The sequence below is a fragment of the Bradyrhizobium sp. JR3.5 genome, assembly GCF_054057015.1.
Genome location: NZ_JBSRYV010000002.1, coordinates 1,839,636 through 1,860,763 on the forward strand (window position 1 = coordinate 1,839,636; position 21,128 = coordinate 1,860,763).

The following is a 21,128-nucleotide window of genomic DNA, read 5'->3' on the forward strand; positions in this document are numbered from 1 at the left end:
AGATCGTGTTGAGATGCTGCACCGGGATCGGCACCGGATAGGCCGGATTGCTGATCTGGCTGACAAAGCTGCGGTTCTTGCCCATGGCATGGGCGAGGCGCAGCCGCATGCCGGACGGGCGGCTCTCCAGCACTTCCTTGAAGATGCGCTTGTAGACCGCAACCGCGCCGGCTTCGGGCGCTTCATCGGCCGCCGTGTCAGCCAACATTGCCTCCGCTGCTCAGCCGGTCGATGGTCTGCTTGATCTGCGCCAGCGCGGAGGCATTGACCGACAATTCACGCAGGCCGCAATTCAGCAGCGCGGGAAGACAGCGCGGATCGCCCGCCATGTCGCCACACAGGCTGACGCCGATGCCGGCGCGGCGGCCGTGCTCGGCGGTCCGCGCGATCAGTTCGAGCACTGCGGGATGCAAGGGGTCCATCAGGGGGGCGAGAGCTCCGTTGGAACGATCGCAGGCCAGCACATATTGCGCGAGATCGTTCGAGCCGATCGAGAAGAACGACGCCTTGAAGCTCGATACCGCCAGGGCCGCCGCCGGAACCTCGACCATGATTCCGAGCTCCGGGAGCATCGCGGCAATGCCGTCCGCCTGCAAGCGCTGCACGATGCCGGCGAACAGCTTCCGTCCCGCCTCGAGCTCGTCCGCCGACGTCACCATCGGGAACATGACCTTGAGATTGCCGCGCACCGCGGCACGGGCCAGCGCGCGGAGCTGGACGGCAAAAATCTCTGGCCGGGCCAGGCAAAGCCGCAAGCCGCGCACGCCGAGGAACGGATTGGCCTCGCCATCCAGCGTGAAGCCGGGCACCGGCTTGTCGCCGCCGGCATCGAACGTGCGGATCGTCACGGGCCGCGCTCCAGCCCAGCGCAATACCGCGTCGTAGGCCTGGAATTGGGTCTCCTCATCTGGCAGGTCGCTCCGCCCGGCGAGCAGGAATTCCGTCCGCATCAGGCCGATGCCGTCGGCATATTGCGCGTCCGCATCATCGAGGTCGTCGACCCGCTGGATATTGATCAGGAGCTTGATGTGTTCGCCGCGCCACGAGGCCGTCGGCCGCCGCAGGATCGCGCGCGCGGATGCCCTGCTCTTGCGGTGGCTCTCGCGCCGCTTCTCGAAGATGCGCACCTGCTCGGCGCTGGGATCGAGCTCCAGCGTCGCGCCTTCGCCATCGAGCAGCGCCGTGGCACCGGCATTTGGGATGGCGCCGAGTTGCACGACCATCGGGATGCCGCGCGCGCGCGCCAGCATCGCGACGTGGCTGGTCGGACTGCCATGCAGCAGCGCCAGGCCGCCGCCGCCGGACCAGTCGATCTCCAGGAAGCGCGACGGCGGCAGGTCGTCGGCACAGACGACGCCTCCGCTCGGAATCTTCAGCGGCTCGCCCTCGTCGCCGCGCAGGATGTGAACGACGCGGTCGCGCAGGTCCGCAAGGTCCGACGAGCGCGCCTGCAGATACTCATCCGCCGCCGAATTGTACTCCGCGATCTGATCGTCGAGCGTCGATCGCCATGCGACATCGGCCGGATGCCCCTCGCCGATCGACGCGAAGATCGCCTCGATCAGATCCTCATCCTCCAGCAATGCGACCTGGAATTCGAGGATCTGCGCGGCTTCGCCACCGGCGCTGGCGGCAAGATCGGCGATCTGCCCGCTCGCGAGATCGATCGCCTTGCGCAATGCGAGCGCCTCCTCGACCAGCGTGCCGGCCACCCGCTCGCCGCCGGCGCCCGCATCGACGCGGACCAGCGGACCATGGGCAAAGCCGATCGAGGCGGTCCTGCCGCGGTAAGCCGATCCTGCAGCGCCGCCCTGCATGCTAACCCGCTCCATCCGGAAAATCGCTGGCAACCAGCTCGACCAGGGCCGCGACGGCGGCCTCGGCGTCGCTGCCGGATGCCTTGATCTCGATCGTGCTGCCGTGCGCGGCACGCATCGCCATGATCTTGGCCACGCTCTTGGCATTGATCCACTCGGGCGCACCCGCGACCCGCACCGAGATCTGCGCCTGGAACTTCTTGGCGAGCTTGGTCAGCTTGACTGCCGGGCGCGCATGCATGCCCACCGCATGCACCAGCCGCACATTGCCGGTGAAGATCTGTCCGTCCGCTTTATCAAGCATGCTCATCATCCATCATCGCTTCGCCGACATCTCAATCGGCAGAGAGTTCCTCGGCCACGGCCTTGACCTGGGCCAGCGAGCTACCGCCCGCCGCCTCGGTCGCCGCCATCACGGCGCCCTCGACGATCGGCGCGTTGCAGACGACAACGAGATCGCGCCGCGCAGGCTCAAGCATCTCCACCGCCATTTCGCTGTTGGTCTCGGCGCCGCCGAGATCGACCAGCACCGCGACACCTTTCGGCGACCAGGCGTCATTGATGGCGTCGATGATCAGCGGCACGCTGGTGCCCAATCCGCCGTCTGGATTGCCGCCGCAGAACGCCACCTTGACCTCGCTGCCGACCATCTGCCGCACCATGTCGGCGGTTCCCTTGGCGATATCGCTGGAATGCGAGACGATCACGATCCCCACGGTGTCGGTCATGCCCGTGCCTCCAGGCCCGCGCACACCGCCTGCACCAGCACGCAGGTCGACCGCGCGCCGGGATCGACATGCCCGACACTGCGCGCGCCGAGGAACGACGCGCGTCCCTTGGTGGCCTGCATCGGCGCCGTCCGTTCGACCGCCTCGGTCGCGGTGGTGCGCACCCGCGCGATCAGATCCGGCTGGCCGGCCGCCGTCTTCAATGTCTCGAGCACGGGAACCAGCACATCCAGCATCGTCTTCTCGCCGACCTGCGAGCGGCCGCGCGCGCTCACTGCGTTCACGGCGCTGCCGAACACGTCGGCGAGATCCTCGGGCAGGTTCTTGTCGTGCGACAGCGCCTCGCCGGCGGCAAGAAAGAAGCTGCCATAGAGCGGCCCGGAGGCGCCGCCGACCGTCATCACCAGGGTCTTGCCGATCATCTTCAGCGCTTCGTCGAGCGGCTGCGCCGAGATCGCATCGAGCTTGCCGAGCACAGCTTCGCAACCGCGCTTCATGTTGGTCCCGTGGTCGCCATCGCCGATCGCCTGATCCAGGCTCGTCAGCTCCGGCGCGCTGGCGATGACCTGCTCTGCGGCCGCCTTGACCAACGACTTGATTGTCTCTGATGGCACCGACATCTCCTCGATCCTCTCGCCCCTCTAATGAACCGCCGCGGCAATGCGCTGCCCCGCGCGGTCGAAACACAATGGATGCACCAGATGCAAGTCGACCTCCTGGCCGGCCTGCAGCGGCTGATGGGGATCCGCCAGCGTCACCAGCGTTTCGCCCTTATAGTCCAGGTGAACATGATTCTGCTCGCCGAGGTGCTCGACCCGATGCACGCGGCCGACCATCTGCCCGCCATTGCGCGCGGCGAGCTGAAGATGCTCGGTGCGAATGCCGACCGTCTCGGTTCCGGCCGGCACCGCGACATCGGAGAGGAGGCGAGCCGGCAGGAAGTTGATCTGAGGCGTGCCGAGCCTCGAGGCAACGTAGCTGCTGGACGGGCTCTCGTAGATCTCCCGGGGCGTGCCGAGCTGAAGCAACTGGCCGTCCCTGATCACGCCTATCCGCGAGGCCATCGTCATCGCCTCGACCTGATCGTGGGTGACGTAAAGGATGGTCGCACCAAGCTCGATCTGGATCCGCTTGAGTTCGAGGCGAAGCTCGGCGCGGAGCTTTGCGTCGAGCGAGGACAGCGGCTCGTCCATCAGATAGATCGAGGGATCGCGGACCAGCGCACGGCCGATCGCCACGCGCTGCATCTCGCCGCCGGACAGCCGGGTGGCGCGGTTGCTCAGCTTGCTTGCGATATGCAGCAGCTCCGCGGTCTGTTCGACGCGCTTGCGGATGATCGGCTCCGCGACCCGCCGCGCGGGAGAGCGCAGCGGAAACGCCAGATTGTCGTAGACCGTCAGATGCGGATACAGCGAATATTGCTGGAACACGAAGGCGATGTCCCGCGAGCCGGGCGGATCGTGCGTCACGTCGCGCCCGTCGATCATCACGGAGCCCGTATCGGGGCTCTCCAGTCCGGTGATCAGCCGCAGCGTCGTGGTCTTGCCGGCGCCGCTCGGCCCGAGCAGGACCAGGAACTCGCCATCGCTCACCGTCAGCGACAAGTCGCGGACCGCGTCCACCGCGCCGAAGCGCTTGTTGACGTTGCGCAGGGTGACGTCAGCCATGGCGCACGCCCTCCTCGCTGGCGGTCCGGATCGCAAGGCCGCTGCCGATATCGAACAGCGCCAGCCGCGCGGCGTTGAATTCGAGACCGATGGTTTCACCGATCCGCACCGATGCACTGGAGGGCAGCCGCGCCGCGACCCGCCCATAGGCCGTGTCGACGGTGACGATCTGCGTGGTGCCGAGATACTCCGCGCCGAACACCTCGCCGCGAACGGCGCCCGCGTCGGCGAAGCGGATATGCTCCGGACGAACGCCGAGCGCCAGCGGCGCGCTGGCGCGGTCCTCGCGGATCTCCGGCACAGCAAGCCTCGTGTCATGGAAGCTGATCGCACGGTCGCCGGATCGCAGGCCGCCCTCGAAGCGCAGGAAGTTCATCGGCGGCGAGCCGATGAAGTCGGCCACGAACATGCTCGCGGGCCGGTCATAGACCTCCTGCGGCGTGCCGATCTGCTCGACACGCCCCTTGTTCATGACGGCGATCTGGTCGGCCATCGACATCGCCTCGAGCTGGTCGTGGGTGACATAGACCGTGGTCGCCTTGATGCGATCGTGCAGGTCGCGCAGCTCACCGCACATCAAATGGCGAAACTCGGCGTCGAGCGCGCCCAGCGGCTCGTCCATCAGGAACGCCTTCGGTCGCCGCACCATGGCGCGCCCGAGCGCGACGCGCTGCCGGTCGCCGCCCGAGAGTTTCGAGGTCTTGCTCGACAGCAGGTGTTCGATCTGCAACATCCGCGCTGTCTCCTGCACCCGCTGGCGGATTTCGCGCCGGCCCATGCCCTGGCACTTCAGGGGAAAGCCGATGTTCTCCCCGACATTCATGTGCGGATAGAGCGCGAACAACTGGAACACGAAGGCGATATCGCGCGCGGCCGCGCGGTGGAAGGTGACGTCCTCGCCATCGAGCAGGATCTTGCCTTCGGTCGGCAGCTCGAGACCGGCGATCATGCGCAAGGTGGTGGTCTTGCCGCAGCCGGAGGGCCCGAGCATCGCGAAGAATGTCCCGTCGTCGATCGTGAAGGTCGAGCCTTCCACCGCGGTGAACTGATCGAAGGACTTGCGCAGGTTTTCGATGCGGATCTGTGCCATGGCCTATTCCGGAAAATGGCTGACGATGACGAAGCCGACCGTGCCGGCAAGGATCGTCACGAACGAGTAGCTGTAGAGATCGATCGACCAGGGCTGCACCAGCATGACGATGCCGCCTCCGATCAACGTCATCGCGATGGCCTCCCACGGCCCGCGACGAAACCAGCGCGCTACGCCACCTTTGGCAACCACTGAGCCGCTCATTTGCGCACCGCTCCGAAGGTGATGCCGCGCAGCAGATGCTTGCGCAACAGCACGGTGAACATGACGATCGGGACGACGAACAGCGTGGTCGCCGCGGCAACCGCCGGCCAATCCTGTCCGCCCTCGCCGATGATGAACGGGATGAAGGGCGGCATGGTCTGCGCCTCGCCGCTGGTCAGCAGCACCGCGAAGGCGTACTCGTTCCAGGAGAAGATCAGGCAGAAGATCGCGGTCGCCGCGATCCCGGTGACGGCCTGCGGCAACACCACCTTGCGCAGCGCCTGCAGCCGCGTATAGCCGTCGACCAGCGCCGCCTCCTCATACTCGCGCGGGATCTCGTCGATGAAGCCCTTGAGCAGCCAGACCGCGAGCGAGACGTTCACGGCGGTGTAGAGCAGGATCATGCCGAGCCGCGTGTCGGTCAGATTGAGCTGCCGGTACATCAGATAGATCGGGATCGCCACCGCGACCGGCGGCATCATGCGCGTCGAGAGGATGAAGAACAGCAGATCGTCCGCCAGCGGAATGCGGAAGCGCGAGAACGCATAGGCCGCGAGCGTGCCGAGGAAGACCGCGAGGAAGGTCGAGCCGAAGCCGATGATCAACGAGTTGACGAAGCGCGGCACGACCTTGGACGGCCCGGCGATCACCATGTCCCGCTGGCGCACCAGCTTGTCGTACCAGGTTTCCGGCGGCAGCAGCTTGGCGATGAAATCCGGCGCCTGGCGGGTCCGCACGGTGAACAGGTTCACGTAGCCTTCGAGGGTCGGCTCGAAGATCACCTTGGGCGGATAGGCGATGGCGTCGCTCTGCGACTTGAACGCGGTGGCGACGATCCACAGCAGCGGCAGGATCGTGATCACGGCATACAGGATGACGAGGCCGCCGGCGAACGCCTTGGTGCGCGGCGAGGCCTCGACGATCGAGTGCGCGGTCGATTTGGTGGCGGCAGCGGTCATCGTTGCTTCACCTTGTTGAGCGTCTTGACGTAGATGTTGGCGGCGCCGAACACGGTCACGAACAGGATGATGGCGAGCGCCGAGGAATAGCCGGTGCGCCACTTCTCGAACGCCGCGCGCTTCAGCGAGATCGAAACCAGCTCGGTGGTCGAGCCCGGCCCGCCCGAGGTCAGGAGATTGACCATGTCGAACATCTTGAAGTTCTCGATCGCGCGGAACAGCACCGCGAGCATCAGGAACGGCACCGTCATCGGCAGCGTGATCGACCAGAACTGCCGCCATGCCGAGGCGCGGTCGACTTCCGCGGCCTCATAGATGTAGTCGGGGATCGAGCGCAGTCCGGCGAGGCAGATCAGCATCACGTAGGGCGCCCACATCCAGGTGTCGACCAGCACGATGGTCCACGGCGCGAGCGACACCTGCCCGGTCATGCTGAACGAGCTCGGCGGTACGCCGGTGAACAGGCTGATCAGATAGTTGAACGGCCCGATCTGCGGCTGCAGCAGCAGCGTCCAGAAATTGCCGACCACCGCCGGCGACAGCATCATCGGCAGCAGGATGATCGTGGTCCAGAAGCTGTGGCCGCGAAACTGGCGGTTGATCAGGAGCGCCAGGCCGAAGCCTATGACCACCTGCAACGCCACCGACGAGATCACGAACTGCGCCGTGGTCTGCAGCCGGAACCAGACGTCCTCGTCGGTGAGGATGTCCCTGAAATTGTCGAGGCCAACGAACCGCAGCGGCAGATAGGACATGCTGAGGTTGAGGTTGGTGAACGACAGCCGGATCATCCAGATCAACGGAAAGATATTGATCGCCAGCAGCAGCGCGATCGTCGGCGCGACGAACAGCCAGGCGATGGCCCGGTCCGACAGGCCGTGGACACGCCGCCCGGCGCGGGATTTTACAGGCTTGCTCACGCCTGGGATCGTAGCATGATCGGGTTGCAGGATCGTGGTCATCATGTCCATCAGCGGGGCTGGCCGGTTCGGATTCCCCGAGGCCGCCCCCGGGGAATCCAGTTCAGGTGAAGTGTGGGCGGGCACTATTGCGAGGCGACTTCCTTGCCTTGCTCCTTGAACACCTTGGTCCAGTCCTTGACCAGAAGATCGAGCGCCTGCTGTGACGTGCCCTTGTCGGCGACGACGTAGTCATGCACCCGCTTCTGCATGTCGAGCAGCAGCTGCGCGTAGGACGGCTCGGCCCAGAAGTCCTTGACGATGCCCATCGACTCCAGGAATTGCGGGGCGAACGCCGCGCTCTTCGGGAAGTCGGGCGCATCGACCACCGCCTTGAGCGCCGAGTAGCCGCCGATCTGCCACCATTTCTGCTGCACGGCAGGCTGCGCGAACCATTTGATGTAGGCGAGCGCGTCGTCCTTGTGGTCGGAGGTTGCCACCACCGAGATGCCCTGCCCGCCGAGCTGCGTGAAATGCCCCTTCGGACCGGCCGGGTTGACGAAGAAGCCGATCTTGTCGCCACCGACATTCGGATCCTTGTAGAGGCCGGGGAAGAAGGCGAACCAGTTCATCTGCATCGCGACCTGGCCGGACTTGAAGGCATCAAGTCCTTCCTGCATGTAGGCGTTGGTCATGCCCGGCGCCGTGCAGCACTTGTAGAGCTCCTTGTAGAACTCGAGACCCTTGGCCGCGTCGGCGGAATTGACGATACCCTGCATCTGATACGGCTTCTTCGGATTGTCGTAGGCGAAGCCGTAATTGTAGAGCACGTTGGTCACGCCCATCGTGATGCCTTCCGAGCCGCGCTCGGTGAAGATGTAGGCGCCATAGACTTTCTTGCCGTCGATCTCGCGGCCCTGGAAGAACTCGGCGACCTGCTTCAGCTCGTCATAGGTCTTCGGCGGCACCAGATCGCGGCCGTACTTGGCCTTGAACGCGGATTGAATCTCGGGCCGCGAGAACCAGTCCTTGCGGTAGGTCCAGCCCACCGCATCGGCCATTGCCGGCAGCGCCCAGTAGTTCGGCGTGTTCTTCGGCCACTGCGAGTAGCCGACGACGGTCGCCGGGACGAAATCGTCCATCGAGATCTTCTCCTTGTCGAAGAAGTCGTTGAGCTTGACGTACCATTTGTTCTCGGCGGCACCGCCGATCCATTGGCTGTCGCCGATGATCAGGTCGCAGAGCTTGCCGTGCGAGTTGAGCTCGTTGAGGAAGCGATCGGCGTAGCTCGTCCAGGGGACGAACTCGTATTTCATCTCGATGCCGGATTGCTTGGTGAAGTCCTTGCCCAGCTCGACCAGCGCGTTGGCCGGGTCCCATGCCGCCCAGCACAGCGTGAGCTGCTTGCCTTGTGCTGCGGCTTCCCCGCCGCCGAGAACCCCAACCGCAGCGGTCGCAACGACCGCGGACGCCACCGTACTGCGTAACCATCCCAATCTTCGCATATCCATTTCCTCCGTATCGTTGAAGCACCTAACTCGCCCGCCGCATCCCTGCCGGATTGACGCCGAGACTTCGAAACCGAGTTGATGAGCGATGATGGAGAGCGAGACTGAACGCGTCCGGAAGTTGGGTCCGGATGGCGGGGCTCCTCCCACACATCAGCTCGATGTGCGATGTTTATCGTTTTTGTAATACTAAACGTATTACTAAATTCAGGACCCCGTCAAGCCGATTTTCTTGCGAACCTCAAGAGGGGCTGGCTGCGCTATCCTACGAGAACGAATCGCTGCAGTGCACCAACGCCGATAGTGGAAAGCACCCAGCGATGGGCTCCGCCTGATGTTTAGTGGATTATTTTACTGAACGTTCAGCGCAATGACCAACGCATTGCCGCTTCGCCTTACGCCATCTGAAACGAGCGATGGCCAACGCCGCTGCCCGTTTCGCATCACCTCGTCAAAGCAAGGCGAACGCGATCGAACACGATCGACCGAGGGGCCTGCTTGTTGGCATGAGTGTCGTCCCGAAGCTCAGAAGCCGTCAATGCATGGACGCTTTTGGCTCAGATGCTCCGCGAAATTGGCACGGAAGGAAGAAGGCGCCGCTTCGGCCTAGCGCGCCAGCGCTGCGATCAGCTCGACTTCGATCGATGCGTTACGCGGAAGCTGCGCGACCCCAACGCTCGTCCTGGTGTGCAGGCCCCGCTCCGGACCGAACAGCTCCATGATGAGCTCCGATGCGCCGTCAGCGACCGCGGTCTGACCGCTAAAATCCGCCGCGCTGTGCACGAACACGGTGAGCTTCAGGATCTGCGTGACGTTGTCGAGCGGACCCCAGATGCGCCTTGATCGCGGCCAATCCGCGGATCAGCGCCAGCCGCGCACCCCGCTTGGCTTCTTCCGGTGTGACATCGCGGCCAACCTGGCCGACGACATGCACCTTGTCGCCGTCGCGCGGAAGCTGACCGCTGACATAGATCGTGTCGCCATGGACCACGACCGGCGCGTAGGCGCCGCCGGCCGCTGCCGATATCGGCAGTTCGATGTTGAGTTCGGTCAGACGTTGCTCGAGGTTCACGATTGCATGCCAGCGAACTGGCCCTCCTGTCCGGATCGCGGCGTGGCTACTGAAGCAACGCTGGTCTGAGCGAAGCGGAGCTCCGTCTGCCGCGGGGCGCTTCTGTTAACCCGGTTCTGCGTGACGCGGTACCCAGGAACATGCTCTCGGAGCAATTCTGCCGGCGTCAGCGCTGTGCGCGGCTTTTCAGATATGCGCAGAGCATGTCGGGCCATGTCTCAGCCGCCAGACGGGAAATAGCCGTCATATTTTGGCCATAGCCCGTTTCTTAAAGGCCCGGGCGGGCCATGTCCCGCCTCTGTTTTGCGTCGCCTGGCCGGTGCGGTCGCTTCGCAACCAAATCGCAGATCATCGCTGCGCCCCTCCCACAATCAGGATGGTCTGCCAACAACAAGAGGACTTTGTAATGCGTAAAACTCTCGCGGCTGTCGCCGTGCTTTTGGCCTTCGCTTCATCCGCTGCTGAAGCTCGCGGCCGTCATCACGATCATCGACACCATGCACATTCCGGTCGCCCCGCTGCGTGGTGCGGGTGGTTCATGCGCACGCAGGTCGGCAGCGATCCGGGTCCGCAATACAATCTGGCGCGATCCTGGGCGCGATACGGCAGCAACGCAGGCGGCCCTTCGGTCGGCGCGATCGTCGTCTGGCGTCACCACGTCGGCAAGATCGTGGGCCACGAGAACGGCGAGTGGATCGTCCAAAGCGGCAACGACGGACATGCCGTGCGCACACGACCGCGCTCATTGGCCGGCGCCATCGCGTTCCGAAACGCTTACGCTTCGTTCTAGGAACCTCGACGCGATATACGAACCGTTCATCATCGCGACTTACGCTGCCGCGGGGTTTCGCCCTGAAGCCCTCAGACGGGCGCCGTCACCTGCGTTGACCAGGTGGCGGTGCCTTTTTCAGGAATGCATTGGTTTGCCTCGGAAACCGAAAAAAGTTGCGACGGCCTCTCAGACCGTTTCGTATTGGTCCGCCGCTTACATCAGCTTCTGCAATGGCGTGGCCGTTTTCACTGTGATCGGCGGCGTGCTCGGGTTTCTGTTGGTCGCCAAGCACTACCTGTGAACGACGGCCGGATTAACAGCGCGCTTCAGCGCTTTGCGACACTCTTCAGATACGCGCAGAACATGTCGGCCATTGCGTCCGCATAGGTTTCGATCTCAGCCTGGCTTCGCGGGCTTTCTGAAAAATCCTTGCCTACCGTGCTCATCGTGGTCGTGATCAGATCGCCGGCCGTCGCCCGGACCGCGTCAGATGCCTTCGGCAATGCCTCGCGCATGAAGACCTCGACGATGCGCTCGCCCGATGCGCGCGCCTCGCAGGCTTCGGGCGCATCGCGATAGAGCGGCGCGGCATCGTTGAGCGCGACGCGCACCGCGGCCTCCTCGCATTCGGAACGGATGAAGGCGTGCACCAGCGAACGCAACCGCTGCAATGGCGGCCGCGTGCGATCGGCGAGAATGGTGCGCAGCAGGCTGGAGTTCTGCCGCCACTCATCGCTCTGCAGCCGGAACAGGATCGACGCCTTGTTCGGAAAATACTGGTACAGCGAGCCGACGCTGACGCCGGCCCTCTCGACCACCCGTGCCGTGGTGAAACGCTGCGCGCCCTCCTTCGTCAAAACCTGAACAGCAGCATCGAGGATCGCCGCGACGAGCTCGGCCGAGCGGGCCTGTTGCGGCTGTTTTCGCGAGGAAATTGAAGTGCTTCGCCGTCCGGCCATGAACGCCCTGAGGAATGCGATTAGCGAATGCGAATAATTATTCGTATTTCTGGCGAGGCGCAAGGACGCGCCGCTTTTCAGACCGGAGACCGACATGACCACCCTCATTTCACCTGAGCTCGCGGGCCTGCTCGACCGCCTGTTCGCGCAAGCTTCCGCCGCTGACGAGGAGACCCAACTCGCGGTGGCCGACCTTTCCGAGGCGGAACAGGCGCGCCTGACGCGGAGCAAGACCGAGTACCGCGCGCTCTACGGCCGCCTGAACAATGTGCCGCTCGCGGTCTCCCGCGAGACCGGCGCGCTGCTCTACATGCTGGCGCACGGCACGCGGGCGCGGAACATCGTCGAGTTCGGCACCTCGTTCGGCATCTCGACGCTGCACCTCGCCGCCGCGCTGCGCGACAATGGCGGCGGCCGGCTGATCACCAGCGAATTCGAGCCGTCCAAGGTGGCGCGCGCCAGGGACAATCTCGTCGCCGGCCGCCTCGAGGACCTGGTCGAGATCCGCGAGGGCGACGCGCTGAAGACATTGCGCACCGATCTGCCCGATACGATCGACCTCGTGCTGCTCGACGGCGCCAAGGCGCTCTACCCCGACATCCTCGATCTCGTGGAGCGGCCGCCTGAAGCCGGGCGCCTTCGTCGTCGCCGACAATGCCGACCACAGCCCCGACTATCTGGCACGGGTCCGCTCGCCGGCGAGCGGCTATTTGTCGGTGCCGTTCGGCGACGACGTCGAGCTGTCGATGCGGCTTGGTTGAGCGGATGCTGGCGGAGCGCGCGATCAGGCCGCCTTGATCTTGTCGATGATGGCGGACCACCGCGCGCGCTTTGGTGGGTCGGTGACGTATTGGAGACTGGCTTCGAGGTCGCGAAGGACGCTGCCCACTTTCCATTTCGCTTGCCCCTCGGCAACCACCTGCATTGCCAGTTCCTCGGCCTTGTCGGGATCACCGAGATCAAAGGCCGCGGCAAGCTGCGTCGGGCGCAGCCATTCGTCGGCAAGCTGCAATCGTCTGGCCCGCTCGCAGGCGGCAATCGCGACGCGCACGGTGGCCTGCGCAAGATCCTCGTCGCCCGGGTTCCCCCGAGCACGATAGAGACGGGGCAAGTTGCTGGAGCAATAATAGGCGTTGAGATCGAGCTCCATACCCTGCTGATAACAGTCGATCGCCTTCTCCAGCTCCTCCTTGCGGCGAGGAGAGTCGGCCGGTGCGGCTCTGGCGAGGCGTTTGTGGCGGCCACCCATCAACCCGAGCCGTTCCGGCGTCGGCCCCGCGAAATCAATCAATGTCTGGATCTCGGCAATGGCCTGGATGTCGTCGCCGGCCTGGGCCGCGGCAAATGCACGATTTTCCTGCACTTCAGGTTCGTTGGCAAAGCGGTCGGGAAGCTTGCTAATGAAGTCCAGCACGATGTTCCAGTCGGCGGCATCGCTGACGCAGTCGCGCAGCATCAGCAACAAAGCTAGCGCCTTTGCATAAGTGGCGGGCGGACTTCCCTCGGTCGCGATCAGCGCTTGGGCCCGCGCCATGCGCTGATCCGGGGCCGCCGCGCGCACCGCGCGTATCTTGGTCTGAAACGCGGCTTGCTCGGCGAGTTGACCTCGCATCGACGTCTTGCCTTGCGCGGATCGACCTTGTCAGGAAAACCCGGGATCGACTGATGCATCGGCGAAATCCCGGCGGCGAGCGTCTTGATAGGATCCTTGATGGCAGCCTGCATCGCGGCGGCGGTCGCCTCGGTGATCTCACCTTCGGGCAGCGGGTAACGGACAGTCCGTATCTGGACGACGTCGAACAACTGCTTGGACCAGTCGGCCGCAAGCAGGACGCATCCCGTCTCCTGTGATGCGTGGCGAATGCCGACCTCATAATAGACGTTGCCATTCGGGATCGTCATGTCGGCCAGCACGAGGTCGGCGAAGTAGATCCGCTCCAGCATTTCGCTGACGATCAACGCGCTGGTGTCCTGGTCGGCACGCACCGGCTGATAGCCCAGTGCCTTGATGGCCGGAACGTAAGCCCGATCCCAGAGCGCGTTAAAATCGATCTCGGCTGGACCAAACTTGGGGTCGGCCTGGGTCGGCTTGCGGCCGTAAGGCATGATCATGAAACAAGACGGCATCTTCCAATTCCTTCAGTCCCATAATTTTCTCGTATCCAGCCAGTAAATCCAGGTCGTCTTGCGCCCTGCCTCTTCCATCAGGTGCTTCGCACCGCCAGGGCCATCGCCGCCCTCGCCGTTCCACAGGCAGATGAAGGCGATCTTCTCGTCGCCGAACCGGGCGGCGCGCTGCAGCATCCATTGATTGTCGCGCTCGTAGGCGTTTTCGCCGGCCGGCAGCGGTCCGAGCTCCTCGGGCATGACGTGGAGCGTCGCTTTCGATTTCGCCGCGAAATAGCGCGCACGCCAATTGCCACCGGCGAAATCCACCGAGCCGGCGAGGAAGGTCTGCTCATCGAACGGAATGTAGATCTCAAGCCGCATGCCCTGCGCGAGAGCGGCTTCCGCAAACAGGAGATCGCCACCGCAGGCCCCGCCGCAGATTGCAAGATCGCCTTCGCGGACCCCGATCCGCACAAGCGCTGCGGCAATCGCAGCGGCCGCAGCGGGCTCCTTGTCCGGGGAAAAGCGTGGCGTTTTTCGATCTGGCGCATCGATCATGTGACCGCTGAAGAGAACCACCGTGTTCGGTGATTTGGCTTCTTGTTCCGTGGCCATCGCGACACCTCGACTCATGATTGGATCATTGTGTCCAGGTGACGAACTTAACTGAAGCTAAATTCCTTGTCGAAGCCGGGATCCGCGTGTTGCGACGCGCGCTCCGCGCGGCACTACGTGAGATCGAAGGCCTGTGGGAAATGTTCCGGCCTGACCTGCTCCTTCGCGGCGAGCTGTCCGATCCCGGCGAGTTCGTCCATGTTCTTCGGGTCGTCCATCGCTGCGACCTTCGCAAGCGCGTCCGGCGTCCGATCGATGTGGAGCTTCTCCTTCAGCCAAGCCGTTTCCAGCAGCACGTTGTAGCGCGCATAGGTCGCGAGTTGCGGCCCGTTCTGGCTGTCCGCGATCATATCCGTCACCGCGCGATCGATCGGCCACGGCGTCACGCAATTGGTCAGCCATTGCAGCATGCCGTGATTGTGCCGGCTGCAATCGTCCATGAGCGATTGCAGCGAGCGTACACCCTGCTCCGCCGCCGGCATGTGAACGATCTGGTCAGTCGAATAGGTTGCCTTGAATACGCCGGTACCCACCGAGATCAGCAGGAGCTTGTCCTTGCCGGTATGCCAGCGAAAGCCATGGCCATGGAGTACCGCGAGCATCAGGAGTTGCAGAGCCGGATCGTTGAACGGGCTGACGCCGCCGTCGACGAAGGCGCCGTTGACCGTGTGACCGTCGCGCGCCGAGATCGTGATCTCCTCCGGTTTGAAATAGGTTGGCGCTGCGGTGCTGGCGCGCACCACTTGGGTCAACCGCAACGCGCCGTCCTGTTTGGCAAAGACGGCGTCCGGATTGTTATGCAACGGCCAGGGGCTGCCGGTATCAAGCCGCTTGGTCATGATCATCAAGCCGGTACGGATGCGATCGCCGCCGATCACGGTGTCGGCGCCGAGCTGCGCATCGAGCGCGCGCTGCAAGGCGTCGGAATTGAATTTCGGCGCCAAGAGCCCCCGCCGCCAGAACGATTCCTGAAAGATGTCCGTGCCGATCGAGCGATACAGCTTCTTCAAGGCGTCCACGGTCATGCCGCAGGCAAGCCCGGCTGCGATGATCGACCCGGTCGAGGTGCCCCCGATCAGATCGAAGTAATCGCAAAGCAGCAGGTCGTTCTTGCCGAAGCGTTGGCGCAACATCGTCTCGATGGCTCCGACATATTCGAGCGTCAGAATGCCGCGAATGCCGCCACCGTCGAGCGCCAATATCCGTTTCGGCCCGGCGTCACGATCAAGATGCTGCTGCTCGGTCTTCGGCATGACTGCCCCCGACTATGATTTTTGCTGATCTCGATACGGCCGGCCGATCACGGCCGGAGGCTCAATTGGTCGTGCGTCCAGGCGCGAACCGCGCCAGGTCATGAAATAAAGCGATGCGTTCAAATCGACACATCGGCAGAGTTTCGAAAAATTTTAGCCAATCCGCCCCGATGCACGACAAGCATCGCGCGTCGGTTCCCTAGGTATCTTGCACATGGCACACCCTAAGGTATAGTGAGGTAAATCACTGGCAGGCGGATTTTCTTTTTCGCGCCCGGCGATCGCACATTTCAGAGACGAGCTATCATTCTGTCCGCGGCAGGACGTGCAGCCGCGGCATTCGGCCGATGAGACACGGCCAGCCGTCGCAGCAAATTCATGCAGATCGGATTTTGCCATGCAAAATGATTTCTCAGTCTTTATCAGCCACCGCGCCGAAGACAGATTTCTCGCGCGTCTGTTGAAGGCGCGGCTCGAATATCTCAGCAGCCTGGACGGTCAGCGTTCGGTGGAATGCTTTGTGTGCGAGGAAATTCCCGGCGGCACGGAGTGGCGGCAATGGATGATCGACAACACGGCGAAGGCCGACTGCCTGATCTTCATTCACACCAATGCCGAGCACAATTGGACGTGGTGCGCGTCCGAGATCGCCCAGTTCGACGGCTACAAGCGCGCGCTGAAGCTCATGTCAAAGGTGCTGTGGTTCTCGGTCGATGCCTCGCCCTCATTTCCGATGCTGGCGGAGAACGAGTTTTACGGGATTGGCGAGGACGACGTCCGGCGGTTTCTCGAAGATCTGTTCGTGAAGCCGACCTTCGGCAGCGCCCCACTCAGGCCGCGACTGAATGCCAACCACGCCCGCGACTTCAACGAGGCGGCAAAGGACCTGCACGCGCAGTTCATGCAGATCACCCGCCCGGAAGAGCTGTTTCGTCTGCGGCTTCGCATCGTGTTCAGCGACGAGTTGTCGTTCCGGCAGAAGGCCGATGCGCTGAAGGCATTGCCGCCGTCAGACCGAGCGCGGGGATTCCTGACGGATGCCAGGCTGGAGGCGGATCCCGCCACCACCACGCTGCTGTCCGGCCCCGATGCGGCTGATCTCGACTGGGAGGACCTGATCAGCGCACAGAATCGGTACGACAGCGGCGCCTGGCTCGACGAGTTGACGAGCTACGTCGCGAACTCGTTCGCCGATGTGGATATCGCCTGCCGGCGAAGCCGCGAGCAGGTCCTCAGTCCGATATTTCGCGATTTGAAGCTGTATCAACCGGTCATTGCCCGGCTCGAATATCTCGACAGCACGCCGTTCTCGGTCGTCATCATCTTCGTGCCGATGCCGCCGTTCAGCGAGGATCCAAGACTGATGGTCGCGCAGAACATGCCGAAGGACATCGTCTTCCTGTCGATCCTGCTGCGACTGGCGCGGCGCTTCCGATGGTCGTTTCTCGAGCCGCTGTACAACGCGGTCGAGAATCTCGACGATGACTTCAGCGCCAAGCGATGGGACGATCTGCTGCAGCGCTACCACGAATGCCTGGAAAACCTCGATTCGATCCTGCGACAGGGCAACATGCGCGAGCTCGAGACCGTCGGCGACATCAAGTCGACGATCAACATCTCCGACGATGCGCTCTTGAAGGAGATGTTCAAGGATTGGGGGACGTTTCAGACCCGGCTTGCGCAGGCCATCGAGAAGAAGTCGCCGGGCGATGTACGGCAGACGCTGGAGCCATGGCTCAAGCGCAACAAGGACTTCATGAAGCAACTGCTCGTCGAAACCCAGGGCAAGGTGGACAAGCTGCGTCCGCTGGAAGCCCACTAGAGCTTCAGTTCTGATTGAATCAGAACCGAAGCTCTAGATTGTTGTTTTGACGCGTTTTCTTCACGCGAACCGGTGTCGACTTCGCTCGAAAACGCTCTAGCAGTTTACTGAAAAATCCAAGGAATTGGGCGTTTGTTCTGTCGCGGGTGCCATTTTTGGGATGATTTGTTTGAGAGTTTGAAGCGCTTTGGTGGTCTGAACGCCAAGTTGGCTACGCTGCAACCAGTTTGGGGATGCGGATCAGGTTGTAGGCGATCAGATTGAGCATGAAGTCGGCAGCGACCCGAGCGATGCCGCGATGTTTGGTCTTGCGCATGGTGCCGCGTGCTGCTTGCCCCAGCCGAAGATGCACTCGATCATCGCCCGGCGCGATTGCGACATGCCATAGCCCGGATGCCGCGTGGTTCGTTGGTCGATGGCGCTGTTGCGGGTCTTGCCGGTTTTGGTGACGGCCTGGTTCTGCGTCACATGCGGTGTCACGTTGATGGCGCGAAGATTGGCCACATGATCGACCGTATCGTACGCTTTGTCCTCACCGGCCGTGATGCGGCAGCCGGCAACTTTGCCTCTCGCCTTCAGCATGATCTCCGAGGCTCGGCGTTCGGCGGTGCCATTGGCGTGCGTGACCATGCCGGCTACCGCCAGCCCATGCCGGTTCTCCATGGTGGCGTGGCCCATATAGCAGAGCTTCGCCTCCCGCCCGGCAGCCTTGCGATAGAGCCGGCTGTCGGGGTCGCTGGTACTCGCATGGGTGTCGTTCTTGCGCTTCTGGCCGTGGAAGTTAGCGCCGTCGTCGTCATCACCGCTGCCGTCTTTGGGGCGAAAGCTCTTCTGTGATGCCCAGGCTTCGATCAGCGTTCCGTCCACCGAGAAATGCTCGTCCGACAATAGTGGCTTGACTTGCGGATGGTTCAGAAGCCGGTTCATGAACGTCGCAAACACCTCGCCGTTCTGCAGCCGGTCGCGGTTCTTGGTGAAGGTGGTCGGGTCCCAGACGGGGGCGTCCGGCGAAAGTCCTACGAACCAGCGGTACAAAAGATTGTAGTCCAGTTGCTCCATCAACTGGCGTTCCGATCGAATGCCGTAGAACACCTGCAGCAACATTGCGCTCAGCAATTGCTCCGGAGGGATCGAGGGCCGTCCTTCGCTCGCGTAAAGCTTCCCCAAGTTACGGTTCATCTCGCCCAGCACATCGCGGACGAGCCCTCGGATCTTCCTCAGCGGATGGTTCGGAGGTACCCGTGCCTCCGGCGAGATGTACGAAAACAACCCGCCTTGATCCGCAAAATCGCCCCGCATGCGAGCCCCCGACGATTCATGATAGATAATTGAATCATCAACCGCAGCCCTTTGCGAGGGCTTTTTCAGCAGACTGCTAGAACTCATCGGCCGCAGGTTCGACTCGGCCGACCCTTGCGCTCAGATCATCGAGGCGACGCGTTCGAGGCCGATCAGGCGCGCCAGCGAGCGGACCTCGTTCTTCTGATCCTCGCGGAGCTGGAACAGCAGCGGCATCGCCGCCGACTTCAGCTGCTGGACTTCCTCGGAGTCGGGATCGATCGGCATGGTTCCCGATGCGGGATCGCCCTGGCGCTTGGCGTGGATCTTGCGCGCGACGGCGCGCAGCGCAGTCTCGACCGCCGGCCAGTAATACTCCTGCGATGACGACAGTTTGAGCCGGTCCTTGATGCCGGCGATCTGCGCGTCGCTGAGCAGGGCGTAGGTCTTCTGCGGCGCCGGCTTGGTGGCCGCCTTGGGCTTCGGCAGCGCGGCTGGGGCGGTCGGCGCCTGTGCGGCGGGCTCGGCGATCTGCGGCTGGGCCGCATCGACGGGGTCATTGATCTTCGGCAGGCCGATATCGGCAGGCTCGGCGGAGGCATAGGCCTGGCGCACGGTATCGGTCGCGCCCGGGATCGCGGCTTGCGCCCGCAGCAGGAGCGGCGACGGACTGGCGGCAGGCTCGGCCGGCCGCGGCGCCTCGAAGGCGGCCCTCGCGAGTGTCGTGACCGCAAGCTTGTCCTGCTTGCTGGCGCGATTGGCCACCGGACCAATGTCGGCCTGCGCCGCGGGCAGGCTGTCGCGGCCCAAAATGGCTGTTATCGCGGCGCCGGCGAGAAGGAAGCAGGTCAGCGCGGCGAGGGTTATGGCTCTGGTCAAAAACTACTCCATTCCCGGCCGGTGTTGCCGCAAACTGCGCGAGAAATGCGGCGTTACCGTGCCGTGACAGCGCCAAATAGGTGAAATCGTCCCGAAACGGCCCGAAAATCAGGCTGCGGCGTCAAGCTCATAGGCTTCCTGGATGTCGGCGACGATCTCGTGCGCCGTCCAGAGGGCACCGGGCTGGACCGAGTGCAGACTGACCGTCCAGTTGGTGCGGCGGGTGCGCGGCGTGCTGACGATGTCGAATTCGACCTGACGACACAGCGGATGCCGCTGCAGGGCGTAGAACACGCGGGTCCGGAGATCGTCGAGCGATGCCGGGGTCTTGGCCGAATCCCTGGCGAAGAGCGCCTCAAAAGCCATGTCGCATTCCCACAACTGCCGGGCGGCCAGCCGCGGCAGCGGACCATCCCCTGACGCATAGTTGGGACTGGCATGGTTAATGCCGCGTTAAGCGGACAGGCGGGACTTGATGGATCAGACGAGCCGCACCCGCGCGCTCGCCACCTCGTACTCGGCGAGCGTCTGGGCCAGGAGATCATCGACCGCGAGCACCCCGGTCACCCCCGAGGCGGAATGGCCGCCGCTCCAGATATCGCGCCAGCGCTTCGGCCGGCTTTCGCGGGCGCCGATGTCGATGTCCTTGGCGATGTCGATCGCGCCGCGCGCGCCGGCAGGTCGTCGGGATCGAGGCCGGCGGCCTCGATCGAGGGCCGCAGCATGTTGGTCTGCAGGCCCGTGAAGGCCGTCGTGAGCAGGATGTCATCGGCGGTCGCCTCGACCAGCATCTGCTTGTATCTCGCGTCCGCCATGCTCTCGCGCGTCGCGATGAACTTGGTGCCCATATAGGCGAGATCGCAGCCGAGCGCCTCCGCGGCGCGCAGCGCGTGGCCGTCGCTGATGCCGCCGGCCAGCACGATGGGGCCGTCGAAGAATGCGCGCACCGCGCGGACGAACACGAACGGATTGAGCCAGCCGGTCTGCCCGCCGGCGCCCGCGGTGAGCAGCACGAGCCCGTCGGCGCCGGCCGCGACCGCGCGCTCGGCATGACGGATCGAGGCGACGTCGGCGAACACCAGCGCGCCGGCATCGTGCAGAGGTGCGAGCACCGGCGCGGGCGAGCCGACCGAGGTGATCACGAGCTCGGGCTTGTGCCGCAGCAGCACCGCGAGATCCTGCGCCAGCCGCGTGTTGGAGCGATGCACGATCAGGTTCGGACAAACCGGCGCTGCAGCTTTGCCGCTTGCATTGGCATGCGCCTGCAGGCGGCGCGCGACGTCGCCGAGCCATGCATCGAGCTGTTCCGTCTCACGGCAATTCACCGTCGGGAACGAACCGACCACGCCGTTGCGGCAGGCAGCTACCACCAGCTCGACGCCCGACACCAGAAACATCGGCGCGGCAATCAGCGGCAACCGGAGGCGGTCGCGAAAACGCGCGAGAGGATCAGCGGACAAGTTGTTTCTTCCCTGCATCATTGTGTTAGCGTTGCGC

Annotated in this window: 21 protein-coding genes and 3 pseudogenes; 3 read left to right on the plus strand and 21 right to left on the minus strand. The window is 63.8% G+C overall.

The features are described 5' to 3' along the window. Positions 1–197: 197 nt before the first annotated feature. The 12 genes from ptsP to ACVWW1_RS25700 form a co-directional block, all read right to left on the minus strand. On the minus strand, positions 198–1,817 hold the full coding sequence (gene ptsP / locus ACVWW1_RS25645; protein WP_456657853.1) for a phosphoenolpyruvate--protein phosphotransferase: 1,620 nt from the start codon (positions 1,815–1,817) through the stop codon (positions 198–200). Between the two features lies 1 nt (position 1,818). Continuing rightward, on the minus strand, positions 1,819–2,130 hold the full coding sequence (locus tag ACVWW1_RS25650) for an HPr family phosphocarrier protein (RefSeq protein WP_176528981.1): 312 nt from the start codon (positions 2,128–2,130) through the stop codon (positions 1,819–1,821). 22 nt (positions 2,131–2,152) lie between these two features. Further along, a complete protein-coding gene (gene dhaM, locus ACVWW1_RS25655; protein WP_092118687.1) occupies positions 2,153–2,545 on the minus strand; it encodes a dihydroxyacetone kinase phosphoryl donor subunit DhaM in 393 nt (130 codons plus the stop codon). Further along, positions 2,542–3,165 carry a dihydroxyacetone kinase subunit DhaL gene (gene dhaL, locus ACVWW1_RS25660; protein ID WP_176528980.1) on the minus strand — a complete coding sequence of 208 codons (624 nt, stop codon included), beginning with the start codon at positions 3,163–3,165 and terminating at the stop codon, positions 2,542–2,544. The genes dhaM and dhaL overlap by 4 nt, the downstream gene beginning before the upstream one ends. A 21-nt stretch (positions 3,166–3,186) precedes the next feature. Then, positions 3,187–4,212: an ABC transporter ATP-binding protein gene (locus ACVWW1_RS25665; RefSeq protein WP_456657854.1), complete on the minus strand. Its 1,026-nt coding sequence runs from the start codon at positions 4,210–4,212 to the stop codon at positions 3,187–3,189. After that, on the minus strand, positions 4,205–5,302 hold the full coding sequence (locus ACVWW1_RS25670) for an ABC transporter ATP-binding protein (RefSeq protein WP_456657855.1): 1,098 nt from the start codon (positions 5,300–5,302) through the stop codon (positions 4,205–4,207). Before ACVWW1_RS25670 ends, ACVWW1_RS25665 begins: the two co-directional genes overlap by 8 nt. Positions 5,303–5,305: 3 nt before the next feature. Next, positions 5,306–5,506, minus strand: coding sequence for a hypothetical protein (locus ACVWW1_RS25675; protein WP_176528977.1), 201 nt, complete (start codon positions 5,504–5,506; stop codon positions 5,306–5,308). After that, entirely contained in the window at positions 5,503–6,465 is a 963-nt protein-coding gene (locus tag ACVWW1_RS25680; protein WP_456657856.1) for a carbohydrate ABC transporter permease, read from the minus strand. Before ACVWW1_RS25680 ends, ACVWW1_RS25675 begins: the two co-directional genes overlap by 4 nt. Continuing rightward, positions 6,462–7,436 (minus strand): carbohydrate ABC transporter permease, encoded by a 975-nt coding sequence (locus ACVWW1_RS25685; RefSeq protein ID WP_456657857.1) that lies wholly within the window; start codon positions 7,434–7,436, stop codon positions 6,462–6,464. The genes ACVWW1_RS25680 and ACVWW1_RS25685 overlap by 4 nt, the downstream gene beginning before the upstream one ends. Positions 7,437–7,510: 74 nt before the next feature. Beyond that, on the minus strand, positions 7,511–8,869 hold the full coding sequence (locus ACVWW1_RS25690) for an ABC transporter substrate-binding protein (protein WP_456657858.1): 1,359 nt from the start codon (positions 8,867–8,869) through the stop codon (positions 7,511–7,513). Positions 8,870–9,478: 609 nt separating this feature from the next. After that, positions 9,479–9,661: a RidA family protein gene (locus tag ACVWW1_RS25695; protein ID WP_456657859.1), complete on the minus strand. Its 183-nt coding sequence runs from the start codon at positions 9,659–9,661 to the stop codon at positions 9,479–9,481. Further along, on the minus strand, positions 9,633–9,944 hold the full coding sequence (locus ACVWW1_RS25700; RefSeq protein ID WP_456657860.1) for a RidA family protein: 312 nt from the start codon (positions 9,942–9,944) through the stop codon (positions 9,633–9,635). Before ACVWW1_RS25700 ends, ACVWW1_RS25695 begins: the two co-directional genes overlap by 29 nt. 538 nt (positions 9,945–10,482) lie before the next feature. Between ACVWW1_RS25700 and ACVWW1_RS25705 the strand changes: the two genes are divergently transcribed. Next, on the plus strand, positions 10,483–10,734 hold the full coding sequence (locus ACVWW1_RS25705) for a hypothetical protein (protein WP_456657861.1): 252 nt from the start codon (positions 10,483–10,485) through the stop codon (positions 10,732–10,734). Positions 10,735–11,042: 308 nt separating this feature from the next. Here the strand turns inward: ACVWW1_RS25705 and ACVWW1_RS25710 are convergent, their stop codons facing one another. Beyond that, positions 11,043–11,675, minus strand: a complete 633-nt coding sequence (locus ACVWW1_RS25710) for a TetR family transcriptional regulator (RefSeq protein ID WP_456660676.1) — start codon at positions 11,673–11,675, stop codon at positions 11,043–11,045. Positions 11,676–11,769: 94 nt separating this feature from the next. Between ACVWW1_RS25710 and ACVWW1_RS25715 the strand changes: the two are divergent. Then, a pseudogene (locus tag ACVWW1_RS25715) lies at positions 11,770–12,436 on the plus strand (O-methyltransferase). A gap of 23 nt (positions 12,437–12,459) precedes the next feature. On the opposite strand, the gene ACVWW1_RS25720 reads toward ACVWW1_RS25715, so the two are convergent. The 4 genes from ACVWW1_RS25720 to ACVWW1_RS25735 form a co-directional block, all read right to left on the minus strand. Beyond that, complete coding sequence (locus ACVWW1_RS25720) at positions 12,460–13,209, minus strand: tetratricopeptide repeat-containing protein (RefSeq protein ID WP_456657862.1); 750 nt, start codon at positions 13,207–13,209, stop codon at positions 12,460–12,462. Further along, positions 13,188–13,802 (minus strand): hypothetical protein, encoded by a 615-nt coding sequence (locus tag ACVWW1_RS25725; protein WP_456657863.1) that lies wholly within the window; start codon positions 13,800–13,802, stop codon positions 13,188–13,190. Before ACVWW1_RS25725 ends, ACVWW1_RS25720 begins: the two co-directional genes overlap by 22 nt. Before the next feature lie 12 nt (positions 13,803–13,814). Then, positions 13,815–14,399 carry a hypothetical protein gene (locus ACVWW1_RS25730; RefSeq protein ID WP_456657864.1) on the minus strand — a complete coding sequence of 195 codons (585 nt, stop codon included), beginning with the start codon at positions 14,397–14,399 and terminating at the stop codon, positions 13,815–13,817. Positions 14,400–14,512: 113 nt separating this feature from the next. Then, complete coding sequence (locus ACVWW1_RS25735; protein ID WP_456657865.1) at positions 14,513–15,652, minus strand: patatin-like phospholipase family protein; 1,140 nt, start codon at positions 15,650–15,652, stop codon at positions 14,513–14,515. 397 nt (positions 15,653–16,049) lie between these two features. Here ACVWW1_RS25735 and ACVWW1_RS25740 point away from each other — a divergent pair, with 397 nt between their 5' ends. After that, on the plus strand, positions 16,050–17,474 hold the full coding sequence (locus ACVWW1_RS25740) for a toll/interleukin-1 receptor domain-containing protein (RefSeq protein ID WP_456657866.1): 1,425 nt from the start codon (positions 16,050–16,052) through the stop codon (positions 17,472–17,474). A gap of 211 nt (positions 17,475–17,685) precedes the next feature. Here the strand turns inward: ACVWW1_RS25740 and ACVWW1_RS25745 are convergent. The 4 genes and pseudogenes from ACVWW1_RS25745 to ACVWW1_RS25760 form a co-directional block, all read right to left on the minus strand. Beyond that, positions 17,686–18,773 (minus strand): annotated as a pseudogene (locus tag ACVWW1_RS25745) (IS5 family transposase). A 120-nt stretch (positions 18,774–18,893) separates the two neighbouring features. After that, positions 18,894–19,631, minus strand: coding sequence for a hypothetical protein (locus ACVWW1_RS25750; protein ID WP_456657867.1), 738 nt, complete (start codon positions 19,629–19,631; stop codon positions 18,894–18,896). Positions 19,632–19,739: 108 nt separating this feature from the next. Then, the gene (locus ACVWW1_RS25755) at positions 19,740–19,997 is read right to left on the minus strand and encodes a hypothetical protein (protein WP_212314100.1); all 258 of its coding nucleotides are present in this window, start codon (positions 19,995–19,997) and stop codon (positions 19,740–19,742) included. Positions 19,998–20,111: 114 nt separating this feature from the next. Continuing rightward, positions 20,112–21,112 (minus strand): annotated as a pseudogene (locus tag ACVWW1_RS25760) (NAD(P)H-dependent flavin oxidoreductase). Between the last annotated feature and the right edge of the window lie 16 nt (positions 21,113–21,128).